The following is a 14,141-nucleotide window of genomic DNA, read 5'->3' as shown; positions in this document are numbered from 1 at the left end:
ACTGCCATGTATCTGCTGTCGGTGCGCGAGCACATCATGATCGCGCATAGTTTCGTGGGTGCCATCTTCGGGCCCGCCCAGGGGTTGCACGGCGCCACCTTCGTCGTGGATGCTGAATTCCGCCGCCGGCAGCTGTCGCCGGAAGGGCTGGTGGTCGATATCGGGGCGGCGTCGGTGCTGCTGAAGGATGTGCTGGCGCCGCTGAATTACCAGAATTTGGACGAGCTGCCGGAATTCAAGGGCCGCAACACCACCACCGAATTCCTGGCCGGCGATATCCATCGCAAGCTGGCGGCCGGCATCCGGGCAGGCGCGCTCGGGGCGGACGGGCCGGCGCTGGACAGCCTGCGCATCACCCTGTCGGAAAGCCATGTCGCCTGGGGCGCCTATGACGCGCCGCTGAACGAGGGGGCCAAATGAGGGGCCGGACGCTGCACATCATCTGCCCCGGCGACATCAACCAGCTGACCGGCGGCTATTTCTATCTGCGCCAATTGCTGGCAGGCCTGCGCGACCTGGGCGTGCCGGTCGCACTGCATGAACTGCCGGGGCCGCATCCCTTCGTGGACGAGGCGTCGCGCACCGCCGCCGACGCCATCATGGCCGCCATCCCTGACGGCGATCTTGTGCTGATCGACGGTCTGGCCCTGCCCGTGTCGGCGCATGCCGTCTGGGTCGACCGCTACCGCCTGCGCTTTGCAGCATTGGTGCATCATCCGCTGCATCTGGAAAACGGGTTGACGCCGGAACAGGCCGACACGCTGTTCCGCATCGAACGCGACGCCCTGTCCCATATGCGCCACGTCATCGTGCCCTCGCGCACCACGCAACAGGGTGTCATCGACCTGTCGGTGCCGGCGGAGCGCATCACCATCGCCAATCCCGGCACCGATCCGGCCGAACCAGCCAAAGGCAGCGGTGACGCCATCCCCACCATCCTGTGCGTCGCCACCCTGACCCCGCGCAAGGGGCATCTGGTGCTGGTCGAAGCCCTGGCGAAAGTCAAGCACCTGCCCTGGCGGCTGGTCCTGGTGGGCAGCGATGCCCGCCATCCCGGACAGGCGGCCGCCATCACGCAAGCCGTCGCCAGCCATGGGCTGGGTGATCGGGTGCGCATGGTGGGGGAATTGTCGGGGACGGCGCTGGAGGCCGAATGGCAGGCGGCCGACCTGTTCACCCTGCCCAGCTTCCATGAAGGCTATGGCATGGTGGCGGCCGACGCGCTGAAACGCGGTCTGCCCTGTGTCGTCACCGACGCCGGTGGCCTGGCCGAAGTGGTGTCGGCGGAGGCCGGGGCCGTGGTGCCACCGGGTGATGTAGCGGCACTGGCGGCCGCCTTCGAAAGGCTGCTGTCCGATCCCGCTGCCCTGTCGGCGGCCCGCGTGGCGGCCCGGCGACAGGGTGCGGCGTTACCGTCCTGGCAACAGTCTGTGGCGTTGATACGCTCGGCACTCTCCGGCATGCTGGTTTCCAGGGAAGATGATCGGACGACGGCATGAATCTTGACTTCGAACCCGAATGGCTGCGCCTGCGCGAACCGCTGGACGAGGCAGCGCGCGCCGTGGGGCTGGCCTGGGCCTTCGGCCGTGTCCTGCCGCAGCATCCGATGATCATCGACCTGGGGGCCGGTACCGGCAGCAATGTCCGCCAGCTGGCCATGAAGCTGGGGCGTGGCGAGCAGGACTGGACCCTGATCGAGAAGGACCGCAAGCTGCTGGCCAAGGCGCCGGGGGAGATCGGCCGCTGGGCCGACCGCAATGGCTGGGAACACAAGGAACAGCGCCGCGCCTACATGATTACCTGCGACGACATGGCCGTGCGGGTGGAGATGCGCAGCTTCGATCTGGCCCAGGACCCGGTGGAGCTGGGCCTGAACCAGTATGACGGCGTCACCGCCAAGGCCCTGTTCGACCTGGTGTCGCAGCCCTGGCTGGACCGGTTCGTCAAGGAGCTGGCCGGCTGTGGCTTCCCGCCGCTGCTGGCCACATTGACCGTGGACGGGCGGGTGGAATTCTCCATCCCGGATGAGGATGACGGGTTCGTCCTGGACCTGTTCCACACCCATATGGGCCGGGCCAAGGGCCTGGGCGGTGCGGCCCTGGGGCCGGCGGCACCCGCGGCACTGGTCACAGCATTGACAGGGGCCGGATACAAGGTGGAAACCGCCCAGGCCGATTGGAAGATCGGGCCCAAGCAGATCGCCGCGCATCTGGCCATGATCGCCGGATACGAGAAGGCGGCGGGCGAGCAGGACCCCGGCAGCGCCGCCCGCATCCACGCCTGGGCCGAACGCCGCAGCACACTGGCCAGCGAACAGGGGGCGCGGCTGATGGTCGGGCACCTGGACGTGCTGGCACGGCGGTAATCAGCCCGCGACCAGCCCGTCCCTGGCATCACGCAGCGCCCCCACCAGCCGCTCCAGCCAGGGGTCGCCCGGCGCGTCGGCCGCTGGCAGCTGTCTGCGCCGCCGGGCCAAGGCCATGCGGGCCGCCATCCCCTCCGCCAGCAGCCGGTCGCACTGCGCTTGCGATGCCACCCCTGCCAGGACAGCATCCCCAGCCGCCAGGGCAACAAGCCGCCGGTCACGCGGGGGACGCCCGTCATATCGGGCATGGAGATCATCCAGAAGGGTGCCCGCATCGGGCGCGGATGGGGTAGGCAACGGCGACATGGGGGCGACTCCGGCCGTGGAAAGGGGCTTCCCGGCAGGATAGGTGGTGCCTCGCCATCAGGTCAATGAATAAAATCCTAGGACAATCAAGCCAAGGAATCCGACTCCCGACCTGTCCTGCGACTCGAGTCGCCATAATGGGACAAGGGAGGGGTACCGCCACAAGCGCTTGGGGGTCGCGGGGCGCACAGCCCCTACTGGCTGGCCCACATGATACGGGCGATCCAGGACACGTCGCCCATGGCCAGCGACCGGTCGGGATGGGCCCGGTTCAGCGAGGTCAGTTCCAGCCGGTTGGCGGTCTGACGCGCCAGCTGCTTGGCCATCACCTCTCCGTCGCGCGTGCGGACCACGACACGGTCGCCCCGACGCAGGGACGCGGCGGGAGAGACGACGATGATGTCGCCGTCGCGATAGACCGGCTCCATGCTGTCGCCCGACACTTCCAGCGCATAGGCATGATCGTCGGCGACATGGGGGAATTCCAGCTCGTCCCAGCCATTGCCGGCCGGATAGCCGGCATCGTCGAAATAGCCGTCATTGCCGGCCTGGGCATAGCCGATGACCGGCACGCGGCGCAGGGCGGCCACGGCCACCGGCACCTCTCCGATCCCCGCCCCCTCGCCCGTCATGCCGACGAAATCGGTGAAGCTGCTGCCCGTCGCCTCCAGCACCTTGGCGATGCTTTCTGTCGACGGCCAGCGCAGCTTGCCGTCCGGCGTCATGCGCTTGGACTTGTTGAAGGTGGTCGGATCCAGGCCGCCGCGCTTGGCCAAACCGGAAGCGGAGAGGCCATGTCGCTGCGCCAGCCGGTCGATGGCCCGCCATATGTCTGCATGCTTGAGCATGGGAGTGTTATCCCAGAAACCTCACCCCCTGTCCCTAGGATAATTTTCATTATACCCTTGACTTAGGAATTTAAACATGTAGTTCTGAGGTAAATTTCCCCAAGCCGCGGAATGCGGCCAGCCGAAAGACCTGGAATGACCCTGCACAGACCCGTCCCGGGCCCGCGCCCGCGGGCCCTGCCGCCGCTGCCGCCCACCGAGACCACGCCGTTCGACAGCGCGGAGGAGGCGTGGCTCTGGTTTGTCCCGGCGCATGAGGCCAAGCTGACCGGCGCGCGGGTGCGGGCCGGCCAGGGGCTGGTCACCCGTCCGTGCGAACCGGGCGACATCCTCTGCATGGTGGACCGGCTCTACCGCCGGCGCCGGTTGCTGCGCGATCATCTGCTGGTCCTGGCCCATTATGGCCGCCGCCAGATGGCACCGGAGCCCGACAGGCGGCGCGAGATGCGCGACCATGCGCTGTGGGTGGAGGCCCTGTCCGCCCTGGCGCCGGTCCTGCGCGAGAAGGGGATCGTGCGGTGAGGGGGCCGGCGCTGCTGGTCTTCTGCCATGAGACGGAGATCGCCTGGCTGCGCTGGCTGAAGCCCGGTTTCCGCCACGTCTTCCTGGCCCTGCCCATGCCCGGCGGCTGGGTCACGCTGGACCCGCTGTCCACGCAGCTGGAGGTGGAATTCCACCCCCTGCCCGCCGATGCCGACCTGGCCGCCTGGTTCCGCGCCCGTGGGCACATCGTTCTGGCGGCCGTCCTCCGCCCGCCCCTGCCCGTGCAATGGCCGCTGGCCCCCTTCACCTGCGTGACGGTGGCCAAGCGGGTGCTGGGCATCCGCGCCGCCCATGTCCAGACCCCCTGGCAGCTCTACCGCCATCTGGGCGGCGCCCCGCCCATCCCCCAGAAGAAGGAGTGCGCAATCTTGGCCCGCCTCGTCTCCTCGCCCAAACCCCGCGCCACGGCGGCAGCCCCCGCCGCAGCCGTGCCTGTGGCTGCTTCCGTGCCCGCTGCCGCCCCGGCCTCACCCGCCGCCGTGACCAGCCCCGACCCGCTGTCCACGGCGGGGGAACAGAGCCTGTTGCGCCGCACCGCCGGCCGGGCCGGCACTGTGCTGACCGGATGGCGCGGGGTGCTGGCCCCCGGCACCCTGGCACCCGCCCGCAAGACGCTGCTGGGGGAATAGGAAGATGCAGTCACAGCCCCCAGCCCCGGCAGCGCCCGACCCGCAGGCGGCATCGCTGCTGGACCGCCATGCCCGCGCCGCCGCCCGCCGCGCCGCCTGGGAACCCTTATGGCGGGAATGCTATGAGCATGCCCTGCCCCAGCATGCCGGCTTCGATACCGGCGCCACACCTGGCGCGCGGCGCGGCGACCGGCTTTACGACGCCACCGCTGCCGATGCCGTGGACCAGCTGGCCGCCTCCCTGCTGGCGCAGCTGACGCCGCCCTGGTCGCGCTGGATGGGGCTGACCCCCGGCCCGGCGCTGGAGGAGGACCTGGCCACCCGGCTGTCGCCCCTGCTGCTGGAAGCGGCCGGCACGTTCCATGCCCAGATCGACCGGTCCAACTTCGCGGTGGAGGCACATCAGGCATTTCTGGATGTGGTCACCGGCGGCACCGGCTGCCTGCTGGTGGAGGAGGCCGCCCCCGGCGCCCCGTCGGCCCTGCGTTTCACCGCCGTGCCCTTGCACGATCTGGTGCTGGAGGAAGGGGAGGAGGGCCGCCTGGACCATCTCCACCGCCGCCAGCGCCTGACCCTGGCTGAGCTGGCCGCCCGCGTGCCGGTGGAGCGTATACCGGAGCCGGTGAAGCGCGACGGTGCCGCCGATCCCGCCCGCCGCTTCGCCATCATCGAATCGGTGATGGCGGAAGGTGCCGCCTGGCGCTGGCGGGTGGTGCTGGAGGAGGGGGAGGCGGTGCTGCTGGCCGATGGTCGCTTCGCCGAGATGCCTTTCATCGCCTTCCGTTGGCTGAAGGCGCCCGGCGAAACCTATGGCCGCAGCCCGGTGATGAAGGCCCTGCCCGACATCAAGACCGCCAACAAGGTGGTCGAACTGGTGCTGAAGAACGCGTCGATCGCCGTTACCGGCATCTGGCAGGCGGATGATGACGGGGTGCTGAACCCCGGCGCCATCCGGCTGGTGCCCGGCACCATCATCCCCAAGGCGGTGGGATCGGCCGGGCTGACGCCGCTGGCCAGCCCGGGGCGCTTCGACGTCAGCCAGCTGGTGCTGGACGATCTGCGCCGGCGCATCCGCCATGCCCTGCTGGCCGACCGGCTGGCCCCCGTGGACGGGCCGCGCATGACGGCGACGGAGGTGCTGGAGCGCGGGGCCGAGATGGCCCGCCTGCTGGGCGCCACCTTCGGGCGGCTGCAATCGGAACTGCTGGTGCCGCTGGTACGGCGCTGCCTGTCCATCCTGCGCCGGCGCGGGCTGATCCCCGACATCGCCGCCGACGGACGGCAGGTGCTGATCCGCATCCTGTCGCCCCTGGCCCGCGCTCAGGCACAGCGTGACGCGGAGGCCACCCTGCGCTGGCTGGAAAGCGTGGCCACCCTGGGGCCGGATGCCCTGTCCGTCGTCGACCTGCCCGCCTGCGCCCGGTTCCTGGCCGATGCGGCGGGCGTGCCCCCCACCCTGGTCCGGCCCCTGCCGGCGGTGGAGGGGAGCGATGGCTGATCCCGGCTGGCCCTGGGCCGAACCCGTTGCCGATACGGTGCCCGAGGATCAGCTGGCCGTCGCCTGCGCCCGGCTGTTTGCCGGCACCGATGGCGCCCTGCTGCTGTCCCACCTGACCCGCGTGACACTCGCCACCACCCCCGGCCCCGACGTGACGGAGGCGCGGCTGCGCCATCTGGAAGGGCAGCGGGCCCTGGTCCTGACCCTTCGCCATCTGGCCGCGCGCGGCGGCCTGTCCCCCCTTCCCCCCATCCTCTGAAGGAGATCGCCATGGATGCGACCGATATCGAGACGCCGACGGCCACCATCCCCGCCCGCCCCGACCATGTGCCGGTGAAGTTCTGGGACCCGGAGACAGGCACCGTCCGGGTGGAAGCGCTGCTGAAATCGTACCAGGAGCTGGAACGCAAGCTGTCCACCCCGCCCGACCCGGCTGCGGAGAAGGCCAAGGCCCTGGCCCTGCTGGGCATGCCGGCCAGCGCGGAGGATTACTGCATCCGCTGCGACCACGGAATGTTCGAACCGGATGCGGAGATCAACAGCCGCCTGTTCGGCGCCGGCTATACGCCCGATCAGGCGCAATTGCTCTATGATCTGGCGGCGGAACGGCTGCTGCCGCTATTGCAGGAGATGGCCGCCGGCTTCCAGGCGGAAGCCGAGCTGGAGAAACTGGTCGGCCATTTCGGCGGGCAGGAGAAATGGCGCGACCTGTCGGGCCAGCTCCTGGCCTGGGGCAGCCGCAACCTGCCTGCCCCGCTGTTGGATGCCCTGTCGGGCACGGCCGATGGCGTGCTGGCCCTGCACCGGCTGATGCAGGATGGCGGCGGGGAACCCAAGCCGCTACGGCCCGGCGCGGAGGGCGATGGGGTGGGCCAGGTCACCGACCTGAACCGCATGATCGCCGATCCCCGCTACTGGCGCGACCGCGACCCCGCCTTCATCGCCAAGGTCACGGACGGGTTCCGCCGGGCCTATGGGGGTTAAGAGAGGGGGCGTCGCATGCGCTGACGCTTATGCACGCCCCTACACCGCCCCCACGCTGACATAGCTGGAAACGCCCCTGATATGCTCATCCACCGCCAAGCGGTGGGAGAGCGGGGGGAAGGCGCGCTGGGTGCAGTCCATCCGCGGACAGATGCGGCAATTCACGCCGATGGGTGTGGCCGCATCCACGTTCGACAGGTCCATTCCATCGGCATAGACCAGCTGTCCCGCATGGGCCAGATCGCTGCCGATGGCCACCGCGAATTGCCGTGCCGGCTGCTTCCAGCCGCCGCCCGGCTTCTCCACCGTGCGCACGATGGAGAAATAGGCGGCGGCGTCCGGCATGCGGGCCAGCTGCGTCTGGATCACGCCCGGCCGGCGGAAGGCGTCATGCACATGCCAGCGCGGGCAGGCGCCGCCGAATCGGGCGAAATGGAAACCGGACGCGGCACTGAACCGTTTCGACATATTGCCCGCCGGATCGACCCGGGCGAAGAAGAACGGCACACCCTTGGCACCCGGCCGTTGCAGCGAGGTCAGGCGGTGGCAGACCTGCTCATAACTGGCCACGAAACGCCGGGACAGGATTTCAATATCGTAACGAACCTCCTTGGCCGCGGTCAGGAACCGGCCATAGGGCATCATTATTGCGGAAGCGAAATAATTGGCCAGGCCTACCCTTGCCAGTCGCCGCGCCTCCTCATGGCTGAAATTGCCGCGGCCCACGGCGGCATCGATCAACGCCGTCTGACCCAGCAGTCCCGCCTGACTGGCCAGTTGGAAGGTGCGGCCGGCCGGGTCCAGCATTTCGGAGATCAGCACCCTTTTGGAATGCCGGTCATAGCGACAGATGGCCCCGCCCATCACCTCTGTCGGCATCAGGCGCACACGCACGCCATGCTTCTTCTGAAGATAGGCGGCCAAGGTGCCGTACAGGTTGCCGCTATCCAGATCGCCATCGATCCACAGGCTTTCGGCGGCGGTTTCCAGGTCGGGGAAATGGTTCTGTTCGGCCTGGAAGAATTCAGACACCTCCTCCTGCGGGAAGGCCTGGGCGCCCATGACTTGCAACTTGTCGCGGTCGGCCACCTTCTCCGCCAGCGCCCCCAGATCCTCCCGCGCCTCGCGGAAGGCACGGTACAGCGCCACGACGGCATGGCCCAGATTGGGGGCGGCCGCCGCCACCTCCTTCATGTCCTGGCCCTTGATGTCGCCCGTCTCGAACAGCGGATCCGCGAACACCTCCCGCAGGCTGGCCACCAGCCGCGTCTCGTCATCCTCGGCGAAACTGGCCATGTCGATGCCGTAGACCGACGCGATCTTCAGCAGCAGCGGCACGGTCAGGGGGCGTTGGTTGGCCTCGATCAGGTTCAGATAGCTGGGGGAGACGCCGATCTCCTCCGCCATCTGCGCCTGGGTCATCTTCAGATCACGGCGCAGGCGGCGGACCTTGTGGCCCAGCATGGCCTTCTTCTCGGACATGGACCTCAGCCTTCCTTACGGGTGATGTTCTTCACCTCGTCCCGATAACGGAAGCGCAGGGCCGACCAGTCATCATCCAGCGCGATCTGGGTGACGGGGATCAGGCCGGCCGCCGTCAGTCTCTGCCATCCCGCATCGCGGGAAAGATCGCTCCTGATCGACCCGCTTTTCTTCGGGTGTGCGAACCATAAGCTGCCGCCACGTTTGTAAATCGGCAGGACCCGGTCACAGACCGTCTCCAGGGCTGCCTGATCGATGGCGAAACCCAGCAGCAGGTCAATGTCACCCTCGGGCCGCACCACAGGCAATCCAATGATTGCGCTGAGATTTTCAGGCGCATTCACCATCCAGGCCCGCTTTCCCGACTTGAAACCCAGCTTGTCCGCGATGGTCTTCATGGCCCGTCCCTCTCCGTTGCGCATTGTCAATTTACAAACTTTACAACATGACAGCAATGGTCATTACAGACTGTGACAGCAACACTATTTTACGAACAACACCGTATTGATCATTTTCTGTCTCCACTCCATGTTCATCTCAACGGCGCTGCACCGCACACCAAACCCACAAACGGGACCGTGCGATCAAACAGCCCTTCCCGAGAGACACCCAGAGAGCCCCACCAGGCCAGGAGTTGAGAGATGTCCCCGTTGGACCAAGCCCAGAGCATCGATCTCGCCGCCGTTCACGCCAAGCGCTATGACGGCATCAAGCGGGACTTCACGGCCGAGGATGTGCGCAAGCTGTCCGGCTCGGTGAAGATCGAATACACGCTGGCCGAAATGGGTGCCCGCCGCCTGTGGGAACTGCTGCACACCCGCCCGTACGTCCATACGCTGGGCGCCTTCACGGGTAACCAGGCCCTGCAGCACGTCAAGGCCGGCCTGGAAGCCATCTACCTGTCGGGCTGGCAGGTCGCGGCCGACGCCAATCTGGCCGGCCAGATGTATCCCGACCAGTCGCTGTACCCCGCCAACTCCGTCCCGGCCGTCGTGAAGCGCATCAACAATGCCTTTCAGCGCGCCGATCAGATCCAGACGGCCGAAGGCAAGGGCGACACCTACTGGTTCGCACCGATCATCGCCGACGCCGAGGCCGGCTTCGGCGGCCCGCTGAACGCGTTCGAGCTGATGAAGGGCATGATCGAGGCCGGTGCTGCCGCCGTCCATTTCGAGGACCAGCTGGCGTCGGAGAAGAAGTGCGGCCATCTGGGCGGCAAGGTGCTGATCCCGATCCAGCAGTTCATCCGCACCCTGAATGCCGGCCGTCTGGCCGCCGATGTCTGCGGCACCTCCACCCTGGTCGTGGCCCGCACCGATGCCGAGTCGGCGCAGCTGATCACCAGCGACATCGATGAACGCGATCACCCGTTCATCGACCGCAACGACCGCACGCCGGAAGGCTTCTTCCGCATCAAGAAGGGTGTCGGCGTCGATTACTGCATCGCCCGCGCCCTGGAATACGCCCCCTATTCCGACCTGATGTGGTGGGAAACCTCCAAGCCGAACCTGGACGACGCCCGCCGCTTCGCCGAGGCCGTGCACAAGAAGTTCCCCGGCAAGATGCTGGCCTATAACTGCTCGCCCTCCTTCAACTGGAAGGCCAACCTGGACGAGGCGACCATCGCCAAGTACCAGGCCGAGCTGGGCGCCATGGGCTACAAGTACCAGTTCGTGACCCTCGCGGGCTTCCACAGCCTGAATCTGGCCACCTTCGAACTGGCCAAGGGCTACAAGGAGCGCGGCATGGCCGCCTATTCCGAGATGCAGCAGCGCGAATTCGCCGCCGCCGACCAGGGCTTCACCGCCGTGAAGCACCAGCGCGAAGTGGGTACCGGTTACTTCGACGCGGTGGCCGTGGCCATCTCCGGCGGCACGTCCTCGACGACCGCCATGAAGGACAGCACCGAGACCGACCAGTTCCATTGATCGGCTCCAGACTTCTCAAATCGATCCGTCATCCTTCCTGAACAGGGTGACGGGTCCGCCGGGGTTAGGGGCTGCATCCTTTCCCCAGGCTCTTGGCCCCAGGGCTGAAACCTTTCCGCCTCCCTCCGCGCTGGATGGGAGGGGGCGGCGGAAAGCCGGCGGACGGCGCGATGGATCGCCGACCCCTCCGGATCGTGACAGCCAGGGGCCCTTTCAAATCGGGACCGGGGCAGCGCTCTTGCCTTTGGTCCTTCCGGGGTCCGGTTCGCCGGGCCCCGGGTTCGATCCCCAGGATGATGACGCACCGCTCAACCCGGCGACAGGGGTGGGGCGGTGCGTCGTCATGTCTCCCCCCCTTCCAAAGGCGCCGGCATCACCCATTTGAAACCATCGCATCTGACTTTTTACAGGAGAATGCCCATGGACGGCTTTGCCACCCTTTCCCCGAAAGAAGATCAGGAAATCGCGGTCCCCAACGGGCCGGTGATGGAAGCAGGTGAATGGGTCGCCGTCAGTGCCGGCGACAGCGCGTATATGGTCTGGTTTCCGGCTGCGGACAGGGACTGAGTCCCCGTTACACGAACAGCAACTGATCCCCCGGCCGCACGCGGCCCAGCAGGCTGACCATGCCGGTTGTCTCCACCTCCAGGCCCTGGCGCAATACCGGTTCCCGGATGCCCAGCGCCCGCCAGCCCATCTCGCAGGCCAGGAAGGTCACGCCCAGTTCGGCACAGCCGGTCAGCAATTCCTCGAACGTGCCGACGCCGCGATGGGCCAGGGTGGCGTCGCGCGCCTCCGGGCTGGTGCCGTCATCGGAGAAATCCAGCCGCTTCCAGCCCTCGCGGTCCAGCAGGGCCGGAAGGGCGCGGCCGGTGAAGAACAGGGTGACGGGCCTGCCCGTGGCCACGGCCGCGGCGGCCGTCACCAGGGCGTAATGCACACGGTCGAAGCCCCCGGACTGGATCACCAGCGCCAGGCCCCATTTGCCGTCAGACATCGAATGCTCCCCGTCGGTTGCAGCGGTTTCCAGACATCCGGGCGCCGCTTCGACGGCGACTGCCGCCGCGCGCCACGTGGCGCGAAAGCCAAGCTGCGGATGCAGCGCCGGCGATTAAGGGCACCGAACTATCGTTTCAGAACGGATGGTGCGAAAGATCAACGTAGGTGGGATTTGTACCGCAGGTGGGGCAGTCGGGATCGCGGCGGATTTTCACGGTGCGGAAACTGGTCTCAAGCGCCGAATACATCAACAGCCGGCCGGACAGGCTATCGCCGATGCCCAGCAACTCCTTCAACACCTCAACCGCCTGAAGGCTCCCCATCGATCCGGCCAAAGCGCCCAGCACCCCGCCCTCCGAACAGGACGGGATCATGCCGGGCGGCGGCGGCTCGCGGAAAATGCAGCGATAGCAGGGGTGCGGATCGCCCAGATGCGCCTTGAAGGTCGATAACTGCCCGTCGAAGCGCAGCATGGCGGCACTGACCAGCGGCTTGCCCGCCAGATAGCAGGCATCGTTCAACAGGAAGCGCGTGGCGAAATTGTCGGTGCCGTCGGCCACCACGTCATATTGGCCCACGATATCCAGCACATTGGACCGGTTTAGGCGGGTCCTGTGGATCTCCACCTTCACGTCGGGATTGATGGCCGCGATGCGGGCGGCGGCGCTGTCCACCTTGGCCACGCCGATACCGGCCGTGTCATGGATCACCTGGCGCTGCAAATTGGACAGGTCGACCACATCATCATCGACAATGCCGATTCGTCCCACCCCGGCCGCCGCCAGATACAGCAGCATCGGGGCACCCAGCCCGCCGGCACCGACGATCAGGGCGGAAGATGAAAGCAGCTTCGACTGCCCCTCCCCACCGACCTCGCGCAGCATGATATGGCGGGCATAACGGTCGATCTGGCTGTCGGTCAGGTCCAGCATAGGGTCCCTCAGGCGGCGAACAGGTCGCGGATGAAAACATATAGGGGGTGGTCGGGCTGCGCCACCAACCGGATGGTCATACCCAAACAGACAATGACCAGCAGCGGTCGCACCAGCTTCGCCCCGAACCGGATGGCGGCATGGCTGCCGGCCCAGGCGCCGATCACCTGCGCCAGGGCCATGATCAACCCGGCCTTCCACACGATCTGCCAGCCCAGCGCGAACACGCCCAGGCTGACGACATTGCTGGTGAAGTTCAGCAATTTGGTGTTGGCCGTGGCCCGGCGCATGTTCATGCCCAGCAGCGCCACGCAGCCGAGTGCAAAGAAGCTGCCCGTCCCCGGTCCGAAGAACCCGTCATAGAAGCCGATGGCGAAACCGATCGTCAGGCTGAAGGCCGGCAGGCTCATCCGCGCATGCGCCTCCACATCGCCCACGCGCGGGCTCAGCAGGAAATAGAGCGCGATGGCGACCAGCAGCAGGGGGATCACCGTGACCAGGAACCCCGTCCCCGTCACCTGTACCGCCACGGTCCCCGCCGCCGATCCGACGAAGACGCAGGCCACGGTGAAAGCCATCCGCTTCAGCTCGATCTGTCCGGCCCGCCAGAAGGTGAAGGTGGCCATGGCCGTGCCGAAACTGCCCTGCAGCTTGTTGGTGGCCAAGGCGGCGGCTGGCGGGATGCCGGTGGACAGCAGGGCGGGAATGGTGATCAGCCCGCCCCCGCCCGCGATGGCATCGACGAAACCGGCCAGCAGGGCGGCAAAGGCCAGGAAGAACAGGATGTCGGTGGACAGAAGCTCGGACACGGGTGGGGCCTGTCACGGAAGGAGAACCGGTGACAGTGATAGGGGGTGATGCGGCCGGGGGGAAGGGGTTGACCGGTATGGCAAATGCGCCCAGGCTTATTCATACAAATGGGGCACCGACCCGAAGGAACGCGGACCATGCGTGAATTTCAGTCCACGGAAGCGACAGCCCAACTCTCTCAGATTCTTGACGCAGTGGAACGGGGAGAGACGGTCGCCATCACCCGGCATGGGCGCCGAATCGCCCGACTGGTGCCGGAGCCTGATCAACGACGCGAGCGAGTGGGCCGAGCCATTGAGGAACTGCGCGCGCTGGGCCGAGAGAATGGCCCCATAACGGCGGAGGAGCTTCTCTCTGCCCGGCATGAAGGGCGGCGTGGCTGATGCCCTTCATCCTCGACGCCTCAGTTGCTGCGAGTTGGGCGTTTGATGACGAGAAGCTGCCGCTGGCGCAGAAGATTCTAGAACGGTTGAACAGCGATGAGGCGATAGTCCCCGCCCTCTGGTGGTTCGAGATATTGAACATCATGGCTGTGAATGAACGGCGCGGGCGTATAAGCGCGATCATCGCGGCACGCTTCCTGTCGTTGCTTCGGGAACTGGAGATCGGTGTAGATTATGCGGCCGATCATGGCGCCATCCTGTCACTTGCCCGCCAGCACCGCCTGACCGGCTATGACGCTGCCTACCTGGAACTGGCGATACGGGAAGGGCTGCCACTGGCCACGCTGGACAAGGAATTGGCCAAGGCGGCGGCATACGCCGGCGTGCGGCTGCTATCCGCATGACCACCGATTACCCTCGCCCCCCGCTTCCGC

19 protein-coding genes are annotated in these 14,141 nt (G+C 67.1%); 12 read left to right on the top strand and 7 right to left on the bottom strand.

Translation table 11 applies throughout. The features are described 5' to 3' along the window. Positions 1 to 6: 6 nt before the first annotated feature. The 3 genes from ACM9HJ_RS08260 to ACM9HJ_RS08250 are packed head-to-tail and all read left to right on the top strand — an operon-like array spanning position 7 to position 2,365. A complete protein-coding gene (locus tag ACM9HJ_RS08260) occupies positions 7 to 420 on the top strand; it encodes a 6-pyruvoyl trahydropterin synthase family protein (RefSeq protein WP_416571231.1) in 414 nt (137 codons plus the stop codon). Continuing rightward, on the top strand, positions 417 to 1,499 hold the full coding sequence (locus ACM9HJ_RS08255) for a glycosyltransferase family 4 protein (RefSeq protein ID WP_416571230.1): 1,083 nt from the start codon (positions 417 to 419) through the stop codon (positions 1,497 to 1,499). The genes ACM9HJ_RS08260 and ACM9HJ_RS08255 overlap by 4 nt, the downstream gene beginning before the upstream one ends. Continuing rightward, complete coding sequence (locus tag ACM9HJ_RS08250; RefSeq protein WP_416571229.1) at positions 1,496 to 2,365, top strand: hypothetical protein; 870 nt, start codon at positions 1,496 to 1,498, stop codon at positions 2,363 to 2,365. The genes ACM9HJ_RS08255 and ACM9HJ_RS08250 overlap by 4 nt, the downstream gene beginning before the upstream one ends. Here the strand turns inward: ACM9HJ_RS08250 and ACM9HJ_RS08245 are convergent, their stop codons facing one another. Together ACM9HJ_RS08245 and ACM9HJ_RS08240 are read right to left on the bottom strand one after the other, a co-directional pair. Further along, a complete protein-coding gene (locus ACM9HJ_RS08245; protein WP_416571228.1) occupies positions 2,366 to 2,671 on the bottom strand; it encodes a hypothetical protein in 306 nt (101 codons plus the stop codon). A gap of 194 nt (positions 2,672 to 2,865) precedes the next feature. Further along, on the bottom strand, positions 2,866 to 3,519 hold the full coding sequence (locus tag ACM9HJ_RS08240; RefSeq protein ID WP_416571227.1) for a S24 family peptidase: 654 nt from the start codon (positions 3,517 to 3,519) through the stop codon (positions 2,866 to 2,868). A 135-nt stretch (positions 3,520 to 3,654) separates the two neighbouring features. On the opposite strand from ACM9HJ_RS08240, the gene ACM9HJ_RS08235 reads away from it, so the two are divergent. From ACM9HJ_RS08235 to ACM9HJ_RS08215, 5 genes are read left to right on the top strand one after another with little or no spacing between them, the layout of a single operon-like run. Next, positions 3,655 to 4,041 carry a hypothetical protein gene (locus tag ACM9HJ_RS08235; RefSeq protein WP_416571226.1) on the top strand — a complete coding sequence of 129 codons (387 nt, stop codon included), beginning with the start codon at positions 3,655 to 3,657 and terminating at the stop codon, positions 4,039 to 4,041. Then, on the top strand, positions 4,038 to 4,691 hold the full coding sequence (locus ACM9HJ_RS08230) for a hypothetical protein (protein ID WP_416571225.1): 654 nt from the start codon (positions 4,038 to 4,040) through the stop codon (positions 4,689 to 4,691). Before ACM9HJ_RS08235 ends, ACM9HJ_RS08230 begins: the two co-directional genes overlap by 4 nt. 4 nt (positions 4,692 to 4,695) lie before the next feature. Next, positions 4,696 to 6,189, top strand: coding sequence for a portal protein (locus tag ACM9HJ_RS08225; protein ID WP_416571224.1), 1,494 nt, complete (start codon positions 4,696 to 4,698; stop codon positions 6,187 to 6,189). Then, positions 6,182 to 6,448 (top strand): hypothetical protein, encoded by a 267-nt coding sequence (locus tag ACM9HJ_RS08220; protein ID WP_416571223.1) that lies wholly within the window; start codon positions 6,182 to 6,184, stop codon positions 6,446 to 6,448. Before ACM9HJ_RS08225 ends, ACM9HJ_RS08220 begins: the two co-directional genes overlap by 8 nt. Before the next feature lie 11 nt (positions 6,449 to 6,459). Continuing rightward, positions 6,460 to 7,173 (top strand): capsid assembly protein, encoded by a 714-nt coding sequence (locus ACM9HJ_RS08215; RefSeq protein WP_416571222.1) that lies wholly within the window; start codon positions 6,460 to 6,462, stop codon positions 7,171 to 7,173. A gap of 39 nt (positions 7,174 to 7,212) precedes the next feature. Here the strand turns inward: ACM9HJ_RS08215 and ACM9HJ_RS08210 are convergent, their stop codons facing one another. Then, positions 7,213 to 8,655: a helix-turn-helix domain-containing protein gene (locus ACM9HJ_RS08210; RefSeq protein ID WP_416571221.1), complete on the bottom strand. Its 1,443-nt coding sequence runs from the start codon at positions 8,653 to 8,655 to the stop codon at positions 7,213 to 7,215. A gap of 5 nt (positions 8,656 to 8,660) precedes the next feature. Then, positions 8,661 to 9,053, bottom strand: coding sequence for a hypothetical protein (locus tag ACM9HJ_RS08205; RefSeq protein WP_416571220.1), 393 nt, complete (start codon positions 9,051 to 9,053; stop codon positions 8,661 to 8,663). Between the two features lie 243 nt (positions 9,054 to 9,296). Between ACM9HJ_RS08205 and aceA the strand changes: the two genes are divergently transcribed. Both aceA and ACM9HJ_RS08195 read left to right on the top strand, forming a co-directional pair. Continuing rightward, positions 9,297 to 10,583, top strand: coding sequence for an isocitrate lyase (gene aceA, locus ACM9HJ_RS08200; RefSeq protein WP_416571219.1), 1,287 nt, complete (start codon positions 9,297 to 9,299; stop codon positions 10,581 to 10,583). A gap of 420 nt (positions 10,584 to 11,003) precedes the next feature. Continuing rightward, complete coding sequence (locus tag ACM9HJ_RS08195) at positions 11,004 to 11,150, top strand: hypothetical protein (RefSeq protein ID WP_416571218.1); 147 nt, start codon at positions 11,004 to 11,006, stop codon at positions 11,148 to 11,150. A 7-nt stretch (positions 11,151 to 11,157) separates the two neighbouring features. On the opposite strand, the gene ACM9HJ_RS08190 is transcribed toward ACM9HJ_RS08195, so the two are convergent. From ACM9HJ_RS08190 to ACM9HJ_RS08180, 3 genes are all read right to left on the bottom strand, one after another. Further along, positions 11,158 to 11,580, bottom strand: a complete 423-nt coding sequence (locus ACM9HJ_RS08190) for a hypothetical protein (protein ID WP_416571217.1) — start codon at positions 11,578 to 11,580, stop codon at positions 11,158 to 11,160. Positions 11,581 to 11,716: 136 nt separating this feature from the next. Beyond that, entirely contained in the window at positions 11,717 to 12,511 is a 795-nt protein-coding gene (locus ACM9HJ_RS08185; RefSeq protein ID WP_416571341.1) for a HesA/MoeB/ThiF family protein, read from the bottom strand. Between the two features lie 11 nt (positions 12,512 to 12,522). Next, positions 12,523 to 13,323 (bottom strand): TSUP family transporter, encoded by an 801-nt coding sequence (locus tag ACM9HJ_RS08180; RefSeq protein ID WP_416571216.1) that lies wholly within the window; start codon positions 13,321 to 13,323, stop codon positions 12,523 to 12,525. Between the two features lie 84 nt (positions 13,324 to 13,407). On the opposite strand from ACM9HJ_RS08180, the gene ACM9HJ_RS08175 reads away from it, so the two are divergent. Together ACM9HJ_RS08175 and ACM9HJ_RS08170 are read left to right on the top strand one after the other, a co-directional pair. Beyond that, on the top strand, positions 13,408 to 13,707 hold the full coding sequence (locus tag ACM9HJ_RS08175; protein WP_416571215.1) for a type II toxin-antitoxin system Phd/YefM family antitoxin: 300 nt from the start codon (positions 13,408 to 13,410) through the stop codon (positions 13,705 to 13,707). Further along, positions 13,707 to 14,111: a type II toxin-antitoxin system VapC family toxin gene (locus tag ACM9HJ_RS08170; protein ID WP_416571214.1), complete on the top strand. Its 405-nt coding sequence runs from the start codon at positions 13,707 to 13,709 to the stop codon at positions 14,109 to 14,111. Before ACM9HJ_RS08175 ends, ACM9HJ_RS08170 begins: the two co-directional genes overlap by 1 nt. Positions 14,112 to 14,141: the final 30 nt, after the last annotated feature.

It is taken from the genome of Niveispirillum sp. KHB5.9 (genome assembly GCF_048066115.1).
Classification (GTDB): Bacteria; Pseudomonadota; Alphaproteobacteria; order Azospirillales; family Azospirillaceae; genus Niveispirillum.
This window is presented reverse-complemented; position numbering and strand designations above follow the sequence as displayed.

Bases quoted from the DNA above. Each gene is read 5' to 3' on its own strand.
- ACM9HJ_RS08260 (WP_416571231.1), top strand. From the start codon at position 7: ATGTATCTGCTGTCGGTGCGCGAGCACATCATGATCGCGCATAGTTTC.
- ACM9HJ_RS08255 (WP_416571230.1), top strand. From the start codon at position 417: ATGAGGGGCCGGACGCTGCACATCATCTGCCCCGGCGACATCAACCAG.
- ACM9HJ_RS08250 (WP_416571229.1), top strand. From the start codon at position 1,496: ATGAATCTTGACTTCGAACCCGAATGGCTGCGCCTGCGCGAACCGCTG.
- ACM9HJ_RS08245 (WP_416571228.1), bottom strand. From the start codon at position 2,671: ATGTCGCCGTTGCCTACCCCATCCGCGCCCGATGCGGGCACCCTTCTG.
- ACM9HJ_RS08240 (WP_416571227.1), bottom strand. From the start codon at position 3,519: ATGCTCAAGCATGCAGACATATGGCGGGCCATCGACCGGCTGGCGCAG.
- ACM9HJ_RS08235 (WP_416571226.1), top strand. From the start codon at position 3,655: ATGACCCTGCACAGACCCGTCCCGGGCCCGCGCCCGCGGGCCCTGCCG.
- ACM9HJ_RS08225 (WP_416571224.1), top strand. From the start codon at position 4,696: ATGCAGTCACAGCCCCCAGCCCCGGCAGCGCCCGACCCGCAGGCGGCA.
- ACM9HJ_RS08220 (WP_416571223.1), top strand. From the start codon at position 6,182: ATGGCTGATCCCGGCTGGCCCTGGGCCGAACCCGTTGCCGATACGGTG.
- ACM9HJ_RS08215 (WP_416571222.1), top strand. From the start codon at position 6,460: ATGGATGCGACCGATATCGAGACGCCGACGGCCACCATCCCCGCCCGC.
- ACM9HJ_RS08210 (WP_416571221.1), bottom strand. From the start codon at position 8,655: ATGTCCGAGAAGAAGGCCATGCTGGGCCACAAGGTCCGCCGCCTGCGC.
- ACM9HJ_RS08205 (WP_416571220.1), bottom strand. From the start codon at position 9,053: ATGAAGACCATCGCGGACAAGCTGGGTTTCAAGTCGGGAAAGCGGGCC.
- aceA (WP_416571219.1), top strand. From the start codon at position 9,297: ATGTCCCCGTTGGACCAAGCCCAGAGCATCGATCTCGCCGCCGTTCAC.
- ACM9HJ_RS08195 (WP_416571218.1), top strand. From the start codon at position 11,004: ATGGACGGCTTTGCCACCCTTTCCCCGAAAGAAGATCAGGAAATCGCG.
- ACM9HJ_RS08190 (WP_416571217.1), bottom strand. From the start codon at position 11,580: ATGTCTGACGGCAAATGGGGCCTGGCGCTGGTGATCCAGTCCGGGGGC.
- ACM9HJ_RS08175 (WP_416571215.1), top strand. From the start codon at position 13,408: ATGCGCCCAGGCTTATTCATACAAATGGGGCACCGACCCGAAGGAACG.
- ACM9HJ_RS08170 (WP_416571214.1), top strand. From the start codon at position 13,707: ATGCCCTTCATCCTCGACGCCTCAGTTGCTGCGAGTTGGGCGTTTGAT.